This is a genomic window from Paenibacillus sp. FSL H8-0034, assembly GCF_038000305.1.
In the GTDB taxonomy this organism is placed as follows: Bacteria; Bacillota; Bacilli; order Paenibacillales; family NBRC-103111; genus Paenibacillus_S.
Genome location: NZ_JBBOBS010000001.1, coordinates 5,249,879 through 5,271,453, shown reverse-complemented (window position 1 = coordinate 5,271,453; position 21,575 = coordinate 5,249,879). Strand labels below are relative to the sequence as shown.

The 21,575-nt window shown below is 42.5% G+C and carries 18 protein-coding genes; 11 read left to right on the top strand and 7 right to left on the bottom strand.

What is annotated here, in order from left to right; translation table 11 throughout:
* The first annotated feature begins 156 nt into the window (after positions 1-156).
* From NST47_RS23790 to NST47_RS23775, 4 genes are read left to right on the top strand one after another with little or no spacing between them, the layout of a single operon-like run.
* On the top strand, positions 157-2,280 hold the full coding sequence (locus NST47_RS23790) for an AraC family transcriptional regulator (RefSeq protein ID WP_341157348.1): 2,124 nt from the start codon (positions 157-159) through the stop codon (positions 2,278-2,280).
* Complete coding sequence (locus tag NST47_RS23785) at positions 2,281-3,264, top strand: aldo/keto reductase (RefSeq protein WP_341157347.1); 984 nt, start codon at positions 2,281-2,283, stop codon at positions 3,262-3,264.
* Positions 3,239-4,270, top strand: coding sequence for a FecCD family ABC transporter permease (locus NST47_RS23780; RefSeq protein WP_341157346.1), 1,032 nt, complete (start codon positions 3,239-3,241; stop codon positions 4,268-4,270). Before NST47_RS23785 ends, NST47_RS23780 begins: the two co-directional genes overlap by 26 nt.
* Complete coding sequence (locus tag NST47_RS23775) at positions 4,263-5,072, top strand: ABC transporter ATP-binding protein (protein WP_341157345.1); 810 nt, start codon at positions 4,263-4,265, stop codon at positions 5,070-5,072. The genes NST47_RS23780 and NST47_RS23775 overlap by 8 nt, the downstream gene beginning before the upstream one ends.
* Before the next feature lie 5 nt (positions 5,073-5,077).
* Here the strand turns inward: NST47_RS23775 and NST47_RS23770 are convergent, their stop codons facing one another.
* From NST47_RS23770 to NST47_RS23760, 3 genes are all read right to left on the bottom strand, one after another.
* Complete coding sequence (locus tag NST47_RS23770) at positions 5,078-5,851, bottom strand: AraC family transcriptional regulator (protein ID WP_341157344.1); 774 nt, start codon at positions 5,849-5,851, stop codon at positions 5,078-5,080.
* 19 nt (positions 5,852-5,870) lie between these two features.
* Positions 5,871-6,452 (bottom strand): LysE family translocator, encoded by a 582-nt coding sequence (locus tag NST47_RS23765; protein ID WP_341157343.1) that lies wholly within the window; start codon positions 6,450-6,452, stop codon positions 5,871-5,873.
* Between the two features lie 289 nt (positions 6,453-6,741).
* A complete protein-coding gene (locus NST47_RS23760; protein WP_341157342.1) occupies positions 6,742-7,134 on the bottom strand; it encodes a winged helix-turn-helix transcriptional regulator in 393 nt (130 codons plus the stop codon).
* A gap of 113 nt (positions 7,135-7,247) precedes the next feature.
* Between NST47_RS23760 and NST47_RS23755 the strand changes: the two genes are divergently transcribed.
* Complete coding sequence (locus NST47_RS23755) at positions 7,248-8,261, top strand: zinc-dependent alcohol dehydrogenase family protein (protein ID WP_341157341.1); 1,014 nt, start codon at positions 7,248-7,250, stop codon at positions 8,259-8,261.
* A gap of 153 nt (positions 8,262-8,414) precedes the next feature.
* Here the strand turns inward: NST47_RS23755 and NST47_RS23750 are convergent, their stop codons facing one another.
* Positions 8,415-8,693, bottom strand: a complete 279-nt coding sequence (locus NST47_RS23750) for a zinc ribbon domain-containing protein (RefSeq protein WP_341157340.1) — start codon at positions 8,691-8,693, stop codon at positions 8,415-8,417.
* Positions 8,694-8,838: 145 nt separating this feature from the next.
* On the opposite strand from NST47_RS23750, the gene NST47_RS23745 reads away from it, so the two are divergent.
* The 4 genes from NST47_RS23745 to NST47_RS23730 all read left to right on the top strand — a co-directional run bounded on the left by NST47_RS23745 (position 8,839) and on the right by NST47_RS23730 (position 15,278).
* Positions 8,839-9,747, top strand: coding sequence for a helix-turn-helix transcriptional regulator (locus NST47_RS23745; protein WP_341157339.1), 909 nt, complete (start codon positions 8,839-8,841; stop codon positions 9,745-9,747).
* A 458-nt stretch (positions 9,748-10,205) separates the two neighbouring features.
* Positions 10,206-13,328 carry a hybrid sensor histidine kinase/response regulator gene (locus NST47_RS23740; RefSeq protein ID WP_341157338.1) on the top strand — a complete coding sequence of 1,041 codons (3,123 nt, stop codon included), beginning with the start codon at positions 10,206-10,208 and terminating at the stop codon, positions 13,326-13,328.
* 150 nt (positions 13,329-13,478) lie between these two features.
* Complete coding sequence (locus tag NST47_RS23735; protein WP_341157337.1) at positions 13,479-14,273, top strand: hypothetical protein; 795 nt, start codon at positions 13,479-13,481, stop codon at positions 14,271-14,273.
* 45 nt (positions 14,274-14,318) lie between these two features.
* Positions 14,319-15,278 (top strand): stalk domain-containing protein, encoded by a 960-nt coding sequence (locus NST47_RS23730; protein WP_341157336.1) that lies wholly within the window; start codon positions 14,319-14,321, stop codon positions 15,276-15,278.
* Positions 15,279-15,947: 669 nt separating this feature from the next.
* Here NST47_RS23730 and NST47_RS23725 read toward each other — a convergent pair.
* The 3 genes from NST47_RS23725 to NST47_RS23715 all read right to left on the bottom strand — a co-directional run bounded on the left by NST47_RS23725 (position 15,948) and on the right by NST47_RS23715 (position 19,380).
* Entirely contained in the window at positions 15,948-16,550 is a 603-nt protein-coding gene (locus NST47_RS23725) for a YdcF family protein (protein ID WP_341157335.1), read from the bottom strand.
* 177 nt (positions 16,551-16,727) lie between these two features.
* Positions 16,728-17,549, bottom strand: coding sequence for a GGDEF domain-containing protein (locus tag NST47_RS23720; protein WP_341157334.1), 822 nt, complete (start codon positions 17,547-17,549; stop codon positions 16,728-16,730).
* A gap of 10 nt (positions 17,550-17,559) precedes the next feature.
* The gene (locus tag NST47_RS23715) at positions 17,560-19,380 is read right to left on the bottom strand and encodes a carboxypeptidase-like regulatory domain-containing protein (protein ID WP_341157333.1); all 1,821 of its coding nucleotides are present in this window, start codon (positions 19,378-19,380) and stop codon (positions 17,560-17,562) included.
* Positions 19,381-19,583: 203 nt separating this feature from the next.
* Here NST47_RS23715 and NST47_RS23710 point away from each other — a divergent pair, with 203 nt between their 5' ends.
* Together NST47_RS23710 and NST47_RS23705 are read left to right on the top strand one after the other, a co-directional pair.
* Complete coding sequence (locus tag NST47_RS23710; RefSeq protein ID WP_445667395.1) at positions 19,584-20,558, top strand: ABC transporter permease; 975 nt, start codon at positions 19,584-19,586, stop codon at positions 20,556-20,558.
* 102 nt (positions 20,559-20,660) lie between these two features.
* Positions 20,661-21,542: a carbohydrate ABC transporter permease gene (locus tag NST47_RS23705; protein WP_341157332.1), complete on the top strand. Its 882-nt coding sequence runs from the start codon at positions 20,661-20,663 to the stop codon at positions 21,540-21,542.
* The last annotated feature ends 33 nt before the right edge of the window (positions 21,543-21,575 follow it).

Genomic DNA, 21,575 nt, shown 5'->3' with positions numbered 1-21,575 from the left:
ATGGATTCTTTGGCAAAATTAATATGCAAGGATTGAGAGCATATTCCAATACAGCAGGTAGGGATAAGGGTTTTCTTTCTTGATTGCAACAGATATAATGAGAATTATTATCAATTAGCGGGCGAGGTTATTTTTATGAATATCCAGGAGCATATCATGTTATGGAATCAAGCGACGATTAAAGTAATGGATGTTCGTTATATGAAGATGATGTTGGGTGACGAGCTGCGTTCTTATCGTTTGCCTGCCAGCGCTTTTCTGCAGCCTACCTGCGGGACGGCCATGGTTTCACTTGACGGAACAGCCTACCAGATGAAGCCACTGCATGTGCTGCACGGCGGTAAAGGAATGCACATGGATATCGTGCAGATGGAAGGGAACTTCGAGTATTATCTGGTCTTCTATCAAGCGGCCATCCCCTTGCCGTGCAGACAAGAAATTCAGCAGCTGCTGGAGCGCAATAATCCATTTCATATTCAGTATGGGTTCGAGCCGCATTCTCCAGTTCCGCTTCTTCTCAGAATTGAAAGGATGGAACGGGAATGGAAACAATCGAATATGCTTGAACGATTTCATGTTAAAACACTTTTTTATCAATTTGTCTATGATCTGCTAAGTCAGCTGGGTATGCAGGATGATTCATTAAAGAAGGCTGATCTTGTAACTCAAGCAGTCTGGTACATGAACGAGCATTACTCGGATACGATTACCTTAGAGTCATTGGCCAAGTTATTTGGCTGCAGTCCGAGACATCTGTCAAGGCTGTTTCAAGATCAGTTGGGACATAGTCCGCTCGATTATTTGATCAGGATTCGTATGGATATCGCCAAACAATTGATCTGGACTACAGATGCTACGATTCAGGAAATTGCTGATGGTGTTGGCTATGAGGACAGATATTATTTTAGTCGTTTGTTCAAAAAGCACATTGGGATATCCCCAAATCATTATAAAACGCAGTCTGAGCGACGCTTTCGTCTTAATCATCCATTAGCTGTGTCCGGATCGTCCATTGGCGCGAGCAGGGTTCAACGTTATATTGGTAATGAACTTGATAATCATTATCAATACATACGTAAAGGGGTATTACCAATGAACAGAAGTTGGAAGAAACCTTCCATGGCAGTGAACCTACTACTTATGCTCGCTTTGCTGCTTAGTGCATGCTCAAGCGCGGCGAGTCCCAGCCCAACTAAAGGAAGCTCTCAAGTGCCATCAAATAGCGTATCTGCACCCGCTAGCTCAGGCAATGGTCAAACAGCACAGACAGGCACGAGCAGACAAATCGTCGATGATCGTGGCGAAACGGTCGTTTTTAGCAAACCAGCCAAAACGATCCTGACTTTCCCCAAACCGCTTGCCGAAACGGCAATTGCCATCGCAGGAGACATCGATCGTGTAGTCGGTATTCACCCTGCTTCAAAGAGCATGATTGCTCAAAGGGTGTTGAACAAATATTATCCGTCAATCAAACAAATCAACTCTTCATTCACGGTTGAAGGCGGGTTTGTTCCGAACATTGAAGAGGTTCTGAATATCAAGCCGGATGTCGTATTTCAATGGAACATGGGAAAACCGGAATACTACGAGTCCATGGTTAAGGCCGGGATTCAAGTCTTAACGATCGGATGGGGGCCTTGGGAGAAAGAAGTGGCGACAATTCGCATGCTGGGTGCGGCTCTCGGGAAAGAGGAACGTGTTGAGCAATTATTAGCCAATCAGGATGCAGCCAGAACCGATATCGAAAAAATAGTGAAGGACATTCCCGAGGAGAAACGCGTAAAGATGCTGCTAATCAGCGCTATGGATGGCAACAAAATTTCCGTACACGGTGACAGCAATTTCTACCATGGGGTGCCCGGTGTGAAGAATGCAGCCTTCGAGGAAGGTGTGTCCAAGAATACGATGCAGGTCAATGTTGAGCAGCTTTTAGCATGGAATCCCGATATGATTGTCATTCATGAGGCGGCAGTGGGTGTGAATCCTGCAACCATCTATGAGCATCCTCAATTAAAGGAATTAAATGCAGTCAAAAATAAAACGGTGTACAAGCTGCCTGAGTTCGCTTTAATGTCGCATATGGCATCGTTAACCTGGTATTGGTATGGAGCACTTGCTTATCCGGATAAATTTTCCACCTTGAAGATCAGAGACATCATTACGGAGGGTTACAAATTTTCCTATAACATCTCGCTGACGGATGAAGAGGTCAATCAAGTGTTGAAGATGGATGCCAATAAAGATAGTAAAGATTACATGAGCAAATTTATCAAAAAGTAAATGAGTCGTGAAAGGAAATCCAATATGCAGTATAGACAATTAGCTAAAACAGATATTCAGGTGTCCCGAATTGGTTTCGGGGCGCAGAGGTTTGAGAATCCGCAAGATAGGGATGCTTGCGTTGAAACGGTTCTGTATGCCTATAACAATGGTATCAATTTCTTCGATACAGCCATGCTGTATTGCGCTGACCAGTCCGAGTTCATATTAGGTGAAGCCATACTCGAAATGAAAAAGCAAGCTCTTCCTTTCCATATTTCTTCCAAGTGCTATCACGGTGATGCTGCAAATTTCAGAGAAAAGCTGGAAACGAGCCTGCGAAGATTGAACGTAGATCAAATCGATTTTTTTACTAATTTGTGGGGTGTCAAAAGCTATGGAGATTGGTTGGAATGCCAAAGATTCGGAGCGGTAGATCAGATCCTGAGAGCCAGAGAAGAAGGCTTGATCAAGCATGTATCCATAACGACCCATATGCCTAGTGAGGATCTGAAAAAGGTGTTGAGCGAATACAATTTTGATATCAACATTGTCGGATATAATGTGTTGAACGCGCCGTGGAGAACAGAGGGGATGCAAGCATCCCACAATATGGGCGTTGGCAATATCGCGATGAACCCGCTCGGAACCGGTATTATTCCGCAATATGAGCATGTGTTCAAGGCAATTTGTATAAAAGAGCATCAAAGTATTGTCGATGGCGCCATTCATTACATGCTGTCCAGCCCTTATGTGGATAGCGTGCTGGTCGGTCTCCGCAACAAAAGCGATGTCAAGGATGCCATTGATTCCCTGGAAAGCTTTGTTCCTTATACAGAGGAAGAGCGCAAGCTGGTTCATAAGCGGCTGCAAGAAAGCATAGCTAAGCTCGATTACGATACCCGCCATCAAATTGCGATGGATATTTGCCAGAAAATGTACATCAATAGAGAAGAGGTTGCTGCTTTGATGGATGTGTATGTATTGTCCATCTGGCGAAACTAATATGCCCAATAAGCATACCTATTTCTTTTTGACGACAACGGTACTGTTTCTTATCGCTATTATTGCCGCGTTGTGCATGGGCAGATATGCCATGTCGCCAACCGAGCTCTTCCAGTCCATTTTCTCGCCGGGAAGCCTGAAGTCCGGTAGTGCAGGAGCAACTGTTATTTGGGATATACGCTTTCCGAGAGTTATCGTAGCGGCTCTGATCGGGGCGGGCTTGGCCGTGTCGGGAGCCAGTCTGCAGGCGATGTTTGCCAATCCGCTGGTTAGTGAACATCTATTGGGGGTATCTGCAGGAGCGGGCTTTGGCGCAGCATTAGGCATCTTCCTATTCAACCAAACGATCCTGATTCAGGGGCTGGCCGTCTTGTTCGGGCTGCTTTCGATGGCAATAGCTTATGCTATCAGCAAAAAAGACGGTCAGATCAAAATATTGAAGCTGGTGCTGGCAGGAACCGTAACCAGTTCTGTATTTGCTGCGTTGACTTCGATGATTCAATATATAGCCAATCCGGAACAACAGCTGCCTACGATTCTATTCTGGCTCATGGGCAGCCTGGCCAGCGCAACAATGAAGGATGTCATGACAACCATGCCTGTCATCGTGCTCAGCGTCGCCGTGATCTGGAAATTACGCTGGCAGTTGAATATGATTTCTCTCAAGGATGAAGAAGCTGTGTCGCTTGGAATTAATTTGAAGCGAATCCGAATTATCGTCATTTTAATGACCACGATCATTACTGCTCTTTCCGTAGCTACCTGCGGGATTATCAGCTTTGTGGGTCTGATTGTTCCCCATTTTGCAAGGATGATCGTAGGGGCAAACAATCAAATATTAATACCGGCGAGTATCGCAATGGGGGCTGTTTTTATGGTTGTCGTAGATACGATGGCCCGGACCTTGACAGCTGCCGAAATTCCGCTATCCGTTCTGACTGCATTGATCGGGGCGCCTGTCTTCGGTTATATGCTGCACAAGACTGGGGGAGTATGGAGTGATTGAGGTTGTCAGTTCTTCATTCTATTATGAACAGGCCAAGCCATTGTTCCGTGATTTAAGCTTAACCGTCAATGAAGGAGAAACGCTGGCCGTGCTAGGCGTTAACGGTGCCGGCAAAACAACGTTCATTAAATGCATGATGGGTTTTTTGAAGTTCAAAAGCGGTTATTTGTGCATAGACGGAGTCCAAGCCAACACACTTTCATTACAAGCATTCTGGAAAAGGGTCAGCTACGTTCCACAGGCCAAGCATACCACCTTCGGTTATAGTGTATTAGAAATGGTTGTCATGGGGCTGTCTCCTTACATCGCGATGGGCAACATGCCCAGTAAAGAGGACTATACCAAGGCGCGTGAAATGATCGATAGTGTGGGGCTCTCTGGCATTGCCAACAGACCCTGCAATCAGATTAGCGGCGGTCAACTACAGATGGTACTCATTGCCAGAGCGCTGATCAAGAAACCAAAAGTGTTGATTATGGACGAACCTGAATCCAATCTCGATATGAAAAATCAAATGATGGTTTTAGAAATCATACAATGGTTAAATAAGCAAAAGCTGACCATTATTATAAATACACACTTTCCTGCGCATGCACTTAGGGTGGCCGGACAAACGTTAATCATAGGGGAACATGAGCATATCACGGGACCTACGGAACAGATTGTAAATGAGATCAATTTGCAGAAATACTTTGGGGTGCATTCAGAAATGATTCGTTCCCGTAACCATACAAATACGGTTAGCGGTATTTTGCCTATTGAGCTGGTCCATCCCATGAAGCTGGATTCCATACCATTGTAACTTGTTCAATTAAGCTGTGACTTGTATTCATATGCGGTTATTCCGAACACACTTTTAAAATGTCTGTTCAGATGAGTCAGATCGACAAATCCGCATTCCGCCACGGCTGAATAAATGTCCTTATTTTTCTCAATGGATTGCTTCGCATGCTCGACCTTGCAATTCAAAAAAAACTGATAAGGCGATATGCCGGTATGATGCTTAAACTCTCGGATAAATTGGTATTTGGACATATCAAACTCTTGAGAGAGGTCGTCAAGCTTCAGTACATTTTCTATATTGTCGAACATCATTTCCTTCGCTTTTTTGACGAATTCATTATTTTTTTTATAGGCTGTATCTATGTCTGCATTAGAAACAAGGTCAACTAATGTTAACAACAGCTCACTGCACAGTAATTCTTCTTTACCGTTCTGGATGGCATGGCTTAGGGTGATAATACATCGCGCTAATTTGGCATTGTAGACGATAGGGGAGGAGAAACGCAATTCTTTTTTCCCGAGTATCTCTAATAATAGGGCCGGCTTGATATAGAGCATGACATAATCAAGCTCTGTCCTATCATATGAGCTGCCATCATGCGATTGCTCTGGATTAAACAGCATAACTCCATTTTTATGGGATAACTGAAAGCTGCCGTCCAAGTTATATTGCTGGATTCCGCGTAAAGTCACACCAATTGCATATTCCTCGTGGCAATGCTTTTTATATGTAAACTCAGAGATGCTTGCCGATAAGGCCAGGATATCTGCTGATTTTTTATAGTTGAATTTCTCCACGTCCTTCACCTCCCCATTTCTATAGGATTCCCGATACCATAATTGCAGAGTAAATTAAAAACAGCGCCATCAGGGTGTTTATCAATTTGTGATGATGGGCTAAAAATCTTTTGAAAATTGCACCAAAAACAACCCAAGTTGTAAATGCAAAAAATCCGATGACGGTGATGATCATAACAAACAGAAACGATGCCAGCGATGAGGTATAGTAGGGCATAATATAGCTGGGTATTACGGTTAGCGTAAACAATACAACTTTGGGATTTACAAATTGCATCAGCAAGCCTGAGAGAAAATTGGCGGATTGTTTAGGTTTGGATTCCGTTGAATCCATCCTGAAGATTTGATAAGCGAGATAGAGCATATATAAACTGCCTATGATCTGCATGATGCCTACAATATTCGGAATGATCCCCGCTAACAAACGGTTTAGCACTACAGAAGAAGCCAGCAATATACCAAAGGCAACTGTGGCCCCGCCAACATACTCCATTGCTTTTTTTGCGCCATAATGATGCACGGAATGTAAAATGACCATATTGGCCGGCCCAGGTGTAAATGTCGCAACAACACAATAGATGAAAAAGGACGTTATATTCATTATGCCTCCTGTACAAGTAGTCACATGAATATACACCTAATCACTATAATGCTTATAGTATATTATTGCAGAAGGCTTAACCTCTATTGTAGCAAAGAATGAATGGAATCGACATGGGGAATGATGGGTGGAGCCATTAAATCTGAGCTTCTTGGCATTTGTAGAACGGGGTACATGGCTTCAACTATAATCCGGCATGACGATGTCCCGAATTGTGAGACATCGTCATGCTTTTTATTTGTTACTGAGAAGTCCGTTTAATCATCGCACAAAGCGAATCCCTATAGCTTTATTCCTGGCTATGAGATTGATCGTATGCCGCTCTGGCATTTTCGACTAGCGAATAATGGTCACTCGTCCATTGCTTCAGCTCTCTCATAGGTTGAAGCAGCGTTTCACCGAGCGGAGTTAGGGAATATGCGACGATTGGAGGGATAGACGGAGTAATATCGCGTTGGACCAACCCATCCCGTTCCAGCTGCCGAAGTGTTTGGGTCAGCATTTTTTTGGATATGCCTTCGATTCGTCTCCTCATTTCACCGTAACGAATCGTACCGTCTTCCAAAGAGTAGATGACCAGTGCAGTCCATTTATTGGAAATTATTTCCAGAACCTTACTATATCCGCAAACAGATATCGATATATCAGGTTGTATGGGTTTTATCGAACTTGATAATGTCATTTCATGCCCCCTGTGCACCTTTTTGTTCCCAGGACACATTAAAGTGCCTACTTACATTATTTTAGTTCATGTATTAATGTATGTCTATACCATTCGATAAAGGGGAGATTTCCATGAAAGCATACGAAATTCAAAGTGGATTTGGGCTCGATCAACTAAAGGTAGCTGAACGTTCAATGCCGGTTCCTGGTCCTGATGAAGTACTCATCAAAATGCGGGCAGTCTCACTTAACTCCAGAGATCTGGGCGTCATTGACGGGTTTTATAACCCCAATTTGCCCCTGCCTTTCATTCCGACATCTGACGGTGTTGGCGAAGTTATCGCCTTGGGAGAGCAAGTCAGCACGTTCAACCTTGGGGAACGGGTCTGCGGCATTTTTACTCAGAGCTGGATATCTGGAGAACCTACACAAGACAATTGGGTAAGTACGCTGGGAAGCCCGTTGGGCGGGCTGCTCGCGGAATATATCGTGCTTCCCGCAAAAGGCCTGGTTCGTGTACCGGATCATTTGACGGATGAAGAAGCAGCGGCACTCCCTTGTGCAGGCGTTACGGCTTGGCATGCTGTAGTGGAGGAAGGCACAATAAAAGCCGGTGAAACAGTTGTTGTGCAAGGGACAGGCGGCGTTTCCTTGTTCGCGCTTCAATTTGCCAAGCTTCACGGAGCGACCGTGATCGTAACATCAAGCAGCGACGAAAAATTGGAGCGGGCGAAGAAACTAGGTGCGGATTATGGGATCAATTACAGACAAACACCTGAATGGGATAAGGTCGTTCTTGAACAGACGAAGGGTCGTGGAGCGGATCATATCGTCGATCTTGGCGGCTCTGCTACCTTGAACCAGTCCATCTCAGCGCTGCGGGTGGGAGGACAAATCAGTATGGTTGGTGTTCTATCGGGATACCGTGTCGAAGGATTTGATATCATCCCCGCTATTCTAAGGAAAGCAAGACTCCAAGCGATCAATGTCGGTAGTCGCGACATGTTTGAGAAGATGAACCGGGCAATTGATCAGAGTAAGCTTCGGCCGATCATTGACACTGTTTTTCCATTCGAGCACGCTGTTGATGCTCTGCATTACTTGGCTAAAGGCACACATTTCGGGAAAATCTGCATCAAATTCTAATTTGGAAACAATCTATTTAAAAGCACAATTCATTAAAGACTGGTATAACAAAAAAACGGCAGAGATGCCGTTTTTTCAAAGGATGCAGCGTTATGGGTTTGAAATATTGCACGACTTTCAGGATCAAGCAGGTTGGACCCAGATACCAGCTATTTATTGCACAGGTGCCCAGCGTTTTAATGTAGGGAACAACACTTTCATTTGTGCTTTGGCTTCACTCTCCGTCATTCCTGAGTTTGCTGACACCATGTAGGGCACGCAAAATTCAATCATCTCACTCATAGTGGAATCTGCCGTGAATTCGCCATCTGCAAAGCAATACTTACAATAATCAGGATGGGTACTGCCATCCGCATTTGTACCGTGCATGTCATTGGTTTCATCCATCGGTGCTGCGCAGCTTTGACACGATTTAATCATATTGTTTTCCAATTGTTATCACTCCTGTTTGTTTGGTACTTGCTAGCTTAGTATACGACTGTTAATTGGACAGCAGCATGTCATATTTTAAAAGTTTCTATAATATGACCCTATGGTGTCATATTAAGGTGTATACTATTACATTGAGGTGGTACATATGCCGATAAGTCGACATTTCGAAATCATTTATTTACTCCTGCATAAGAAGACTTTGACAGCAGCCGAGTTGGCCGAGCATTTCGAAGTCTCCGCCAGAACGATTTTTAGAGATATTGATACCTTAAGCGCGGCCGGAATTCCAATCTACAGCAGCCGAGGAAGAGGCGGCGGAATTTCTTTAATGGATAGGTACGTCTTAAATACGTCTTTGTTGTCGGAGCATGAGCAAAATGATATTTTAATGGCTCTTCAGAGCTTAAGCGCTGTAAAAATACCTGAAACAAATGACGTGCTGGAGAAGCTGAGCACATTATTTAAGAAGGATATGAATAACTGGATTGAGGTCGATTTCTCCCCATGGGGAAGTCAGGACAGCCAGAGACAGATATTCCCACTCTTGCGTCAAGCGATAATCGCCCATCATCTGATCAAGTTTCATTACTATAACACAGAGGGTGAACAGAGCATGCGGAGTGTTGAACCCGTCAGGCTGCTGTTTAAGAGTAAATCGTGGTATTTGGAGGGGTACTGCCGTAATAGTGAGAGCTCCCGTGTATTTAAGATCAGTCGCATGAAGGAGATCGTTGTTACCGAGGTCGTCTGCGATCCAAGACCGGTAGTGCCTTTTACAGAGGCAGAGGACAACATCATGCGCAACTCTATCGAGGTGACTTTGCGGATTTCGGCACAAGGTGCTTACCGAATCTTCGATGAATTTGCAGAGCAGACGATTACTCGTAATGAAGATGGTACTTATAGTATCACGGTATATTTTCCAGAGGGTAACTGGCTGGACAGTTATTTGTTGTCTTTTGGTGTCCTTCTTGAAGACGTTAGTCCCGTACATTTACGTCAAAGAATGTTGGCCCAATTAGATGCGATGAGGTGTAAATTGAGCGGAGGTTGAGCTGTGAAAAAGATGCAAAAGACATTTCCATATATCGATGTAGATCACTCATTTTTATGGTTGAATAATTTTTTCTTGACAAACTTATTCATTATGGAGCCAGCGAGGGATTTTAAAACAAATAAAGCAACTAGACCTGCACCAATTAATAAATAGGTTTCTTTGATCACGGTAATCCATCGATAAAGAGTTTCCAAATTGTATGCTCCTAATCTAATAAGGGATTTTAAAGTATTACCCAACGATTAGGTGGTTTAATCAATCAACAGTTTTATTATTTATTATGGTGGTTACAGACTGTAACTATCCTATTATGTGTTTTCCTTTTACCAAGGATATGCTAGACTCGAAATATCTAGATCAAAAAACACCCCAAATATTTTTGAACAAACCATCCAATACCATCGATTAATCCCTAATATAGCTTTTATTGAAAATAATCGAAGAATGAGGCGTTCATGACAACTTCGAAAAACGAAATCAAGCTAAGCCATGTTATTTATTTATTAGTGTTCATCCTCTTGCTGGTTGCGGTGCGTTGGAATTGGCATAATCAGCTGTCGTTACCGAATCCTCCATCTGTAAAGCAAGGTGTGTTGGATTTACGAGGCCAAGAACTTGATCATTCACGTATCTTCCCGATGGACGGGGAGTGGCTGTTTTATCCTGGACAATGGATCGGTGCATCCAATATTGCAGGCGCTTCGCAAGGACAAATATTGCAGGTACCTGGCAGCTGGAATGCTGTATTTGATCCTGCAAACAAAGAGGCATATGGATATGGAACCTATTATGTGCGTATTTTGCTTGATCGTCCATTGACCGAGCCGCTTGGTATTTGGTTTCAATCGATCTATACAGCCTCTGAAGTGGAGATTAACGGGGAGGTGCTTGCTCATTTTGGTGTACTTGCCGAAGGGAGGGAGGGGCATGTTTCCGAAACCAAATCATTTTTGGTTACCTATGCGCAGCCGAATCCATTGGAGCTGAATCTGTTCGTAAGGGCTGCTAATCATGAGTCACCTCTAAAAGGTGGCATCATTAAATCTGTACAGTTTGGCACGCAAAAAGAGGTCAACCAAACATACTTGGTTTCCACGGGTTTGCAGCTTACCGTATGCGTGATTCTTCTTCTTCATGCGTTATATGCACTGATAATTTATTTGATGAATGTCAGAAAAACAGAGTTCATTGTGTTTTTCCTGATGATGGTGGCATCGGCTATGACCATAGCGGTGTATCACAATGGGCTTCTATTCCAGTGGGTTGACGCGGAATTTACGTGGATGGTGAAGTTGAAAGCCTTTGCATACATGTGGTTCGCCTTTTTCCTATTGCTGATGGGAAGAGGTTTTATTGGCAATCAACGTAAAGATGTGGCTTTTTATAGTTATGTTTTTGTGCTTATTGCTTATAATCTTTTTATTGTAATCGGTCCGGCAGAAACAGTGCTATACTCGCTTGAAAAAGAGCACTACATGATGCTGTATTACATTCCACTATTCTGGACGGCATACTATTTTATACGAATGGTGTTAAATAAAGAAGTCGGTGCTTTGTACCTGTTATTTGCGGTGATAAGTGTCATTAATAATATATTGTGGGGAACTGTGTATTATGCGGGATCGGCGCAATTCATGTTTTATCCGATAGATTTGATTGCTGCGATTACAAGCTTCTCTGCTTATTGGTTTAAAAGATATTTTCATAATTCAGATGAAGTTTTATTGCTCAATACTCAATTAGCTGAGGCTAACCGCTTGAAGGATCGTTTTCTGGCCAATACGTCACATGAACTGCGTACGCCACTACATGGCATAATGAACATTTCTCAAAGTGTGCTGACCCGAAAAAAAGATATGCTGGATGAACAAAGTCAACGCGATATGGAACTGCTCATTATGATTAGCAACCGGATGTCGCATACGCTTAATGACCTGCTTGATGTCGTCAGATTGCAGGATAAGAGGGTTACGCTGCGCAGGTCGGCTGTGCAAGTACAGTCCTTGGCAGCTGGTGTACTCGATATGCTGCGGTTTTTGACCGATGGCACAAAGGTGCAGCTGCGCCTGAACATCAAGGATGATTTGCCTTTCGTATATGCAGATGAAGAACGTTTGGTGCAGATTCTGATTAATTTAGTACATAATGCAATTAAGCATACACAGGAGGGCAGCGTTGAACTGGCAGCCGTGCAAGACAACGGGCAAGTATGGATACATGTGAGGGATACGGGAGCAGGTATGGATGAGGCCATGCAAAAGCGTGCATTTATGCCCTATGAGCAAGGGGCTTTTGGCGGAGGCGGCATCGGACTGGGACTTAGTATTTGCAAGGATCTGGTTGAACTGCACGGTAGTGAGCTCATTGTGGAATCGCAACCGGGCAAAGGCAGCGTGTTCAGCTTCCAATTGCCTATGCTGGATGAGAGACGGCAGTCATTTATACCTGATCGTACAGAGCAGGAGATGGACTCGCTGACAATGGTCAGGGCACAGATAACAGCCGAAGCCGCTGCTATGGTGGCAGCCAGTTATGAAATAAAAGAAGTTCATCCTATCTCGATACCACAGGGTAGCTCTGATCGATTCCGAGTGCTGGCAGTCGATGATGATCCCGTCAATCTAAAGGTGCTCATTCAGATCCTATCAACGGAAGATTACTATATAGAAACCGCATATTCCGCACGTGAAGCATTGGACAAGCTGCACCATGAGCAGTGGGATCTGATCATCGCTGACGTCATGATGCCGGGTACATCGGGGTATGAATTGACGCGCTTGATTCGTGAGCGGTTCTCACTGTTTGAACTGCCTATTATACTGCTAACAGCTCGTGGCGAATCTGAGGATATATATGCAGGCTTCCTTGCCGGAGCGAACGATTATGTCACCAAACCTGCGGATGCAGTGGAATTGAAGTATCGCGCCTGGTCGCTATCGTCTTTGAAGCAAGCCGTCAATGAACGGCTGCGCATAGAGGCTGCTTATTTGCAAGCGCAAATCCACCCGCATTTTCTCTTTAATACATTGAATTCGATTATGGCTTTAAGTGAAATTGATACAGAAAAGATGCGAGAACTTACAGAGGCATTCACATCGTACCTGCGTATCAGTTTTGACTTTTTGACTGCAGGCAAGCTGGTGCCGCTGGCTCGGGAGCTTCAACTGGTGGAGAACTATGTATATATCGAGCAGCAGCGTTTCGAGGAACGTCTACAGGTGGAATGGGAAGTGAACGTAGATATGGAAGTGCTGATTCCACCGCTTACGATTCAGCCGCTGGTAGAGAATGCGGTTCGACATGGCGTTTTAAAGCTGTCTAAGGGTGGGACGGTACGGATTCGGATTGAGAGGCAGGCAGAGGCTGTCCATTATTCTGTCATAGATACGGGGATTGGCATGGATGACGAACAGATTAGCAAGCTGTTACGTCCAGCAGGTAAAGAATATCGGGGTATCGGGCTGCTTAATACGCATAGCCGATTAACACAATTGTATGGACAAGGATTGCAAATTCAGAGCAAGCCTGGTGAGGGAACAACGGTGTCTTTTATTATACCTGATTCCATTCGGTTGTAACGAAGCAGGCCAAATGAACGATATACAAGGTGAGACGGAGGTGATGACATGCACTTGCCGTCTCGCTTTTTTTCTATTAACAAAAACTGCAACAATGAGGGGAACGAATAATTTCATAGCCAATTATTGGCTAAAGTGGTAGACTAATATTTGACAAAATCTGCAAGGATTCCATATGTATGGAGATATAAAATTGGGGATGTGATTGTAGTTATGTGGATATTTTTGGGTTTTATGAGCTTTTTGGGGTTTATTGGTTGTTTAGTAGGGGCAATTGTTGCATTAGCTCAAAAGAAAGGGTTACACAAAAAATATTTTATTCTTTCGGGATCGTTATTCCTATTATTTATTATTTTTGTGAATTTTTCTGCTACGAATTCAACAACTGCAGATGAAACCAAACAAGCGGCTAAACCAGAAGTTGTAAAGGCATCTGCTCCAGCTACTAATGCAGCGGATATTTCGACTCAAAAGAAAGTTGATGAAGCAAGCAAGAAAAAAGCACTTCAAGAAGCGGTGTTAGAATTTGAAAAGTCAGCTCAGGAGCTGGAAGCGTCAAATTTACCATTAATGAATCAATATGCAGATGTTTTAGAAAATATGGGCAAAGGGTCTACCAGAAATGATGCATATTCAGCTGTAACTAATGCGAAAAAGTTAGCGAAAACCCTTAACACTAGCTACCATAACCTGCCGATCCCTAATAATTTGCCTAAGGATGTTGAACAGCTATTAGATGAGGCTCGTGTTGGTTTATCTGGAGCTTATTACAAAAAAGAAAAATCATTTGATGCCATCTTAAAATATCTTGATAACCAGAAGCCAAGTGATATTCAGGTGTTCAGAGAAGAAAATGAATCCGCGCAGCGAATATCAAAAGATGCCATATCCAAAATAGCTCAGGCCAAGGAAAAGGTTGGGCTGGATGCGAACGCTAAAAAGTAATAAACATGTGCTTATAGAGAAATCACTAATAAGGAGAGGGTCTTTTTGAAAAGTCGGTTTAGTTTCGTCTTTTTTATTGTTTTATTAATAACAATTTTAGTTCCAGTGAGTGCCTCTGCAAATGAATCAGATTATACAGTGTACATTAATGATAAGCAGTTAAAAACCGAAAATGCACCTATTACACGAGATAATGCTATTTATGTGCCACTATGGAGTGTCTTAGGACAATTGAATATGTCGGCAGAGGACAACAACGGAGTACTTAAAATTAATCATCCATATCGAATATTGCTAATTAAGTCAGACCAGAACATGATGACCTACTTTGGTCGTGGTATGGATGAGCACAATACCCGCTTGGATTACCCCATAATTTCACAGGATTATGTTCTGTATGCACCACTCACATTCTTAAGCGAGTATCTGAATATGCAAATTGCATATGGTGAGAATGGGCGTATCGATATTACGGCGGGAGATTTTAGTAAAGATATATCTTGGACAACTTTAAGCAAGAATAAATATACTATTGATACCGCAGCAAAAAAATTATATCAAGATTCGGTTGCAGAAAGCTTTTGGAGCAACAATCCTGTGCTTTGGAATAAAAATAAGTTAGTTGGCAATGTCACATTACAGGAAAAATATGTTCAGCAAACAATTGTCAGCTACAGTGGATTAACGGTTACATTCGTGAACAGCGAGAAGCAGTATACAGTTACGTTTAATTCTTTGGAAACTATAGCGAACACCTTCTTATTAAGTGATCCATTGGATAATTTCACTTGGTCGAAAGATATTAAAACGTTAATAAGACAAGGTTACGCTAGAATAGGTATGACACAAGAAATGGCTATTCTATCGTGGGGTGTACCAGATGATGTGAACAAATCCGCTAGTAAATACTTGTACTCTGAACAGTGGGTATATAAGGGTAGTAAATTTAATAACAGCTATCTCTATTTCGATGAAACAGGGAAAATTACAAGTATTCAAAATTAATGAATGATATTCAAAGTTATTAATATAACAAATCCAGCCATGTAGCCGAATTCTAGCTAGATGGTTTTTATTTTATGCAAACCTTCAAAAAAAACAAATAAAACATTGTAAGAAAACTTATTTTGAAAGCGGTTTAAAATCTGAGGGAAAAGGAAGTGTATAAGAATTGAGAAATACTCGAAGCTTGATGATCACAATGGTATTTCTATTAATCGTATCCTGTTTACCGTTTATGTGGAGGCAGGGGCTCAGATCAAACCGAGTACACATAAAGCGGATTTTAAGCCTTTTGTACGTGCGAGGCACAGTTTGGAAGAACCTGAGGCCTATGCAAGCTTGTTCAACGCTGGAATTATGGACCACAACACTATGGCTATACGATATCTGATATCTCCTTTATTGGGCCGGGAACGATCGGAGACGAGGAGAACGGTTTGGCACTGCGTCCATTCCCACATTTTTTGTTCATTTCGCCATCTCCTCGTTACCCCTTAATGACTTACTAAGTGTGACGAATACATTTTCGTCTTGCATTAAGTGTAGCTTGGCGGGGGGCGATTTTATATATGATTTCTTTCAAGCTTTTGTTTTGTTTCTTTGAAACTTGTATATAGGATTATTACAAATCGATGCAAGAATAAAGAAGGAGGACTAATTAAATAATTGTGGTTACAGACCTATCCAATTTTTAAACCTTTTAAATATTTGTTTATCCTCCACTCCATTAAAACCCAATGCATTCCCTATGATTTTCGTATATTCATCGAAAGTATTATTGAGATTGCGTCTGGTTGAAAACCAATACTTGGAGCTATATTCAGTCTGGGCAGCACAGTAAGTAAGTCTGACTCCTGAGCTGCTGAAAATGTGGTTAAAATTGAATTTAACTCTTCGCATATGGTAATCCGATGAAACGACTAGAGCTGACTTTAAATGGTGTTCATTCATAATATTTAGTGTGTACTGCGCATTTGTATAGGTACTATTAGCCTTTATTTCCTTTATGATGTTACTTGCAGGGACACCAAGCTTAATAATGGATTCGTAGATACCATCTTCACGAGCATTCGAAATAATAATAAGCGGCGCAAAGCCCTCTCTATACAATGATATAGCTGCAAGAGTACGTTCTTGGCCACCTCCCGTTAACACTATAATGGCATCAGACTCTATGGGCTTATCATTAACAATTAAAAATTCCCCTAAAAAAAACAGTACAATGATTATCCCCACCACCAATGATAATCCTATAAATTTACATATTTTCTTCATGTTTATAATCTCCTAATAAATGGGTTGATTATTAAGAATATTATCTCATTGAATATTTATATATACAACTTTAGAGGAATATGCTTGACATTGATGCTCATGGTTTATTGGAAGCTGGACAAGCTGATGAACTCAATTTACATATAATAGAAAAAACTATCACAGCATGTGTGATAGCTACATAGGAACAACAAGATTTCTCCCATTAGTTTTTGCCTGATACAAGGCCTTATCTGCACGTTCGATTAGTTGGTCTAACGATTCCTCTGTGCGTTGTACGACTCCAATGCTGATAGTTGCACGAATGATTTCACCTTGAAAATCAAAACTAGATGCTGAAACGGCTGCTCTAACCTTTTCTGCTTGTATAATACCCTCCTGTAGGGTTGCATGGGGAATAATGATTGCGAATTCTTCGCCTCCTAATCTTACCAGAACGTCAGAATCTCGCTTGGTATTTTGAACGATCTGAGACATCTTCTGCAAAACAGCATCACCAGCAGAATGCCCATAGGTATCATTAATTCTCTTAAAGTAATCGATGTCGAAAATTAAAAAGCAAAGTGGATCATTGTTTTTTTTAGATTGTAGAATTGATTGTTCAAAGTAAACTTCAAGATACCTGCGGTTGTAAGCTTTAGTAAGATTATCCGTTAAGGAAAGGGTATTAAGTAGGTTAAGAGCGTCGTTTAATTTGATATTGTAAAATGTAAAAATAAGAATGACCGCCCAGGCAACAACAGAGGTGGATATCAAACGATTGAGGAAATCGCCAGGTATATTACCATCGAAAACCATATACAGTGTCAACATCCTGATTATTGGCATAATGAGGCTGGCAATATGCCCTGATAACCATCTTGGAAATAGGACAACTAAACCGAACATTGAAGGAAGAAATAACATCCAAAGTCCACTTAATGGATAAAAGTAATTAATTAAAGCTGCTATTATGAGCGCCGCAGTTGTGAATGTATAAATCCATATTCGTTTAAACATTGTTCCCCCTTTAATGAACGATAACCGGCTCAATAAGTGAGAGAAACAATTGCAAATCCAGTTTATCGAAGCTGTACAGGTTATCAGATTGCTTCAAGAAAACCATGATATTGCCTATATCCAAATGGCCTGTATTCGGAAAATAAACACTTCTTACGGCAGCATGAACTTCCTCTTGTTTACTATGATCGATAATTAAAATAGATGTATAATTTGTAGAGTTTTTTCCTGCCATATCCTTGACGCCAATGCCGATACGGGTTGCTGTATCTGGAATCGGTAGCCCCCAAGGCAAAGCGAACTGAGGCACATTTCCTTTGGGTACTTCTCCAATTAGGCTTATCGGCTGGTTATTGCTGTTTAGAAAATAGAGCTGATAACTGACGAGGCTTGATTCATCGATAGCTCTGCTCCAAGTTAAGAAGCCATGCAATTTTTGGGGCTGCTCATCCATATCAAGAAAATTCAGATTCTTAGGAAGCTTCGCACTCGATACATTGTTGGTATACCTTTTGATGGGAAGATAAGCTGGTGCGCTCTCATTGCCGTTGTTGTCATACGAATATAGAGCAAATTGAGTGGCGTCGCTGGGTACTGGCTGCAAATTATCTAAATTATAAGTTAGCTGAGAAACAAATTGGGCCGTAAATATCGTACCGATTGCTTGTATTTTAGCACCATTAGATGTACTAAAATATAGATTATAGCCTTTGATTGCGCTTCGGTCTGAGGGTAGAGTAAAACCAAACTGTCCTGAAATCGTATTCGGTGTAGATGAGTATGTAAAGTCTTGATTAATAACGGGTGCAGGAAGGGTAGCCGAATAAGTAGCCGTAAGATTCGTGTCGTCTTGACGATTATCAATCACACTGACAGTGGGGTAAGAATTAAACTCTTCTCCTGCACTATTGAGGCTTCCAACTAAGATACTTCCAGTGTTTGGAAGGAATCTATCAAATACATATTGATACGTCTTGTCTGCGCGTTTAGCTATAGTGTCCCAATATCTCCACGTATTGTCGCCCATTACCCAATAATAAATGTTGTACCCGGCCACCAAGCTTTCGTCGTTGGCTCCGGTCCACGAAACAACAGCTTCAATAGAATTTCCGTTAGCATTGTTATCATGGAATATCAGTGATTGAACAATATGCAAATTATAGCTCCACAAAGGAGTTGATCGGATATCAACCACAGCCGAACTGCTGTCGAACAAAATAACACCGATCCTTGTTGCGCCCGAAGGTAACGAAGTCTTTGGCATCGTAAACGAATAATAGTTATTGGCATCGGAATAGACGGACGCAATCACGGAACCTATGGGGTTATTCGTATTATTCAGGAACTGAAGCTTCATTTCGGAGTGAACAGGTATTGTGCCGTAGAACGACCATGATACATTACCCTCAAAGGTGGTCACATCCGATGAGTTATTGTAAGCATTGAAGTTAGAAATCCCTTTCAAAGACACATTCGACGTGAGATTGATGGTTTGGTTAAATGCTTGACCGGCAGAGAGAATTCCGGTGCTTATCGGAGAGCTAGCGGTGTAGCCAATTGATGAAGCAGTAACCGTATAAGCTCCAACCTGCAAATTACATAAGGATGCTACTCCATATGTATTCGTTTTGACAGTTACCGGGAAGGGGAGCGCGGCAGAGGTAAAAGTCACATCTGCATAGGAGAGTGGATATCCCAAATTAGATGTAATCGTAATGTTGGCCGATGCTTTAGTTGGTGCGGCGCCATGGACAGTTGGAACGTTGCCCACCAATGTGAAGAACAGCATGAATAAAAAAATGATAGACGCTAGATTCTTGTTAGCTTTCATGACTTACCCCCACATCTGAAATAATAAAATCATCATAACATAGGTCTTAAGACTTAGTCATTATCATACCGATTATTATTTTGGCGAAATACGGAAATAGTCAAAATAATTACAATAAGGTCAGTATTACACATTTTCGAGCCGTGGTTCGCTCTCTATACTAAGGGTAACCCAAGTGAGTTAATTGAGGAGGCGAACAGTTCGTGAAGGAGGTAAATACGATTAGGATGTATTCACAGCGAGGAGCCACCGGATTTACGGAGAAAGGAAGACGCAAATCTAAGTGGCACGGACTGAGGCGGGACAAGGGTCTGTATCTGCTTATGTTACCGGGACTCGTATTTTTCATCCTCTTCAAATATGTTCCAATGTGGGGTATTGTCATCGCTTTTCAGGACTATTCCCCTTATTTGGGAGTCGTGCAGAGCAAGTGGGTGGGGTTCGAGCATTTTAACAGGCTTTTTTCCAATCCGGATTTCGTCAAATTATTGCGTAATACGACGATGATCAGCCTCATGAGTCTATTATTCTTTTTTCCGATGCCGATTATTTTCTCTTTGCTGTTGAACGAAGTCCGGAATGTGGTGTTTAAAAGGATACTCCAGTCGATAGTGTATTTGCCGCATTTTTTATCATGGGTCATCATTGCGGGCATCACTTTCCTGCTGTTCTCTCAGACATCAGGGATCGTCAACCTGCTACTTGCATCGTACGGTGAGGATAAAGTTGATTTTCTTACGAACTCCGACATGTTCTGGTGGCTGTTGACTGCCCAGTCGATCTGGAAGGATACAGGGTGGGGAACGATCATTTTCCTCGCCGCTATTGCCGGGGTCGACCCGCAGCAGTTCGAGGCTGCTAAGATTGACGGAGCCAATCGTCTTAGGCAGGTTTGGCATATTACATTGCCAGCGATTCGCAGTGTCATTCTTATTCTTTTGATTTTGCGTCTCGGTCATGTCATGGATGTCGGTTTTGAACAGGTCTTCCTGATGATGAATGGGGCCGTATCGGAAGTGGCTGACGTATTCGAGACCTACGTGTACAGGATGGGAATTCAGAGTGGTCAATTCAGCTACAGCACGGCCGTAGGGCTCTTCAAGTCTGTTATAGGACTGGTTCTTGTCATTGTGTCCAATCGGATAGCCAAGCGTCTTGGAGAAGAAGGGGTCTATTGATCAGGAAATAACAGCGATTATATTATGACAATCGCAACGGTTATGCGTTATTTTTCTCAAGTGGTGGACCTGAGATTAGCTTTAGATTAGGGGGTGAAAACGATGAAAGAAAGTCTTGGTTCCCGGTTGTTCGATGCGGGAAATGTAACGCTGCTTTCCGTAGCTGGACTGTTAGCGCTGTTTCCACTTTATTACGTGTTCGTTGTCTCGTTCACGGATCCGTCGGAATATATTCTCAAGCAGGGTTTGGTTTTGTTCCCACACCACTGGACGTTATCCGCATATAAGTATTTGCTGTCCACTCGAACATTTATGAATGCGACGGGTGTCAGTGTATTTCTTGCAACTGTAGGCACCGTACTTAGCTTGATCGTTACTTCTGCTTTGGCATATGGTCTGTCCAGAAAACGGTTGCTAGGCCGACGGGTGATTATGCTGTTGATTCTTATCACGATTTTATTTAATCCGGGGATCATTCCCCACTATATGTTGATCCGCAATCTGGGCTTGATCGACAGCATTTGGGCGCTGATTTTACCGGCACTTGCAAGCGGATGGAATGTCATTCTAATGAAAAGCTTTTTCGATAACATTCCTGTGGAGCTGGAAGAATCGGCAGCGATAGACGGCTGTTATGATATCGGGATATTCGTCCGTATTGTTCTGCCACTTTCACTTCCTTCGCTGGCCGCATTCGGCCTGTTCTACGCGGTGGCTTACTGGAACACGTTTTTTAATGCCGTATTGTTCATCAACGATAATACAAAGTGGCCGCTTCAGCTGGTGCTGAACAATATGCTGATCAATTCCTCCACGTCGGCTGGGGGATCGGCTGCAGCAGAAATGATGGCGGAGCAGACCATTCCAACGGAAACTTTAAAAATGGCTGCAGTCGTAATTGCCATCACTCCGATTGTGCTTGTATATCCGTTTCTGCAAAAGCATTTTGCCAAAGGTGTCATGCTAGGTTCCGTGAAAGGCTGACAGGTGGGTTCAAACAAAAGTGCTCACTTCAAA

What these genes read in the sequence shown, in the direction of transcription:
- NST47_RS23785 (WP_341157347.1), top strand. Translation starts at nt 2,281, where the DNA reads ATGAGTCGTGAAAGGAAATCCAATATGCAGTATAGACAATTAGCTAAA.
- NST47_RS23740 (WP_341157338.1), top strand. Translation starts at nt 10,206, where the DNA reads ATGACAACTTCGAAAAACGAAATCAAGCTAAGCCATGTTATTTATTTA.
- NST47_RS23705 (WP_341157332.1), top strand. Translation starts at nt 20,661, where the DNA reads ATGAAAGAAAGTCTTGGTTCCCGGTTGTTCGATGCGGGAAATGTAACG.
- NST47_RS23725 (WP_341157335.1), bottom strand. Translation starts at nt 16,550, where the DNA reads ATGAAGAAAATATGTAAATTTATAGGATTATCATTGGTGGTGGGGATA.
- NST47_RS23715 (WP_341157333.1), bottom strand. Translation starts at nt 19,380, where the DNA reads ATGAAAGCTAACAAGAATCTAGCGTCTATCATTTTTTTATTCATGCTG.
- NST47_RS23760 (WP_341157342.1), bottom strand. Translation starts at nt 7,134, where the DNA reads ATGACATTATCAAGTTCGATAAAACCCATACAACCTGATATATCGATA.
- NST47_RS23720 (WP_341157334.1), bottom strand. Translation starts at nt 17,549, where the DNA reads ATGTTTAAACGAATATGGATTTATACATTCACAACTGCGGCGCTCATA.
- NST47_RS23790 (WP_341157348.1), top strand. Translation starts at nt 157, where the DNA reads ATGTTATGGAATCAAGCGACGATTAAAGTAATGGATGTTCGTTATATG.
- NST47_RS23780 (WP_341157346.1), top strand. Translation starts at nt 3,239, where the DNA reads ATGTATTGTCCATCTGGCGAAACTAATATGCCCAATAAGCATACCTAT.
- NST47_RS23765 (WP_341157343.1), bottom strand. Translation starts at nt 6,452, where the DNA reads ATGAATATAACGTCCTTTTTCATCTATTGTGTTGTTGCGACATTTACA.
- NST47_RS23755 (WP_341157341.1), top strand. Translation starts at nt 7,248, where the DNA reads ATGAAAGCATACGAAATTCAAAGTGGATTTGGGCTCGATCAACTAAAG.
- NST47_RS23745 (WP_341157339.1), top strand. Translation starts at nt 8,839, where the DNA reads ATGCCGATAAGTCGACATTTCGAAATCATTTATTTACTCCTGCATAAG.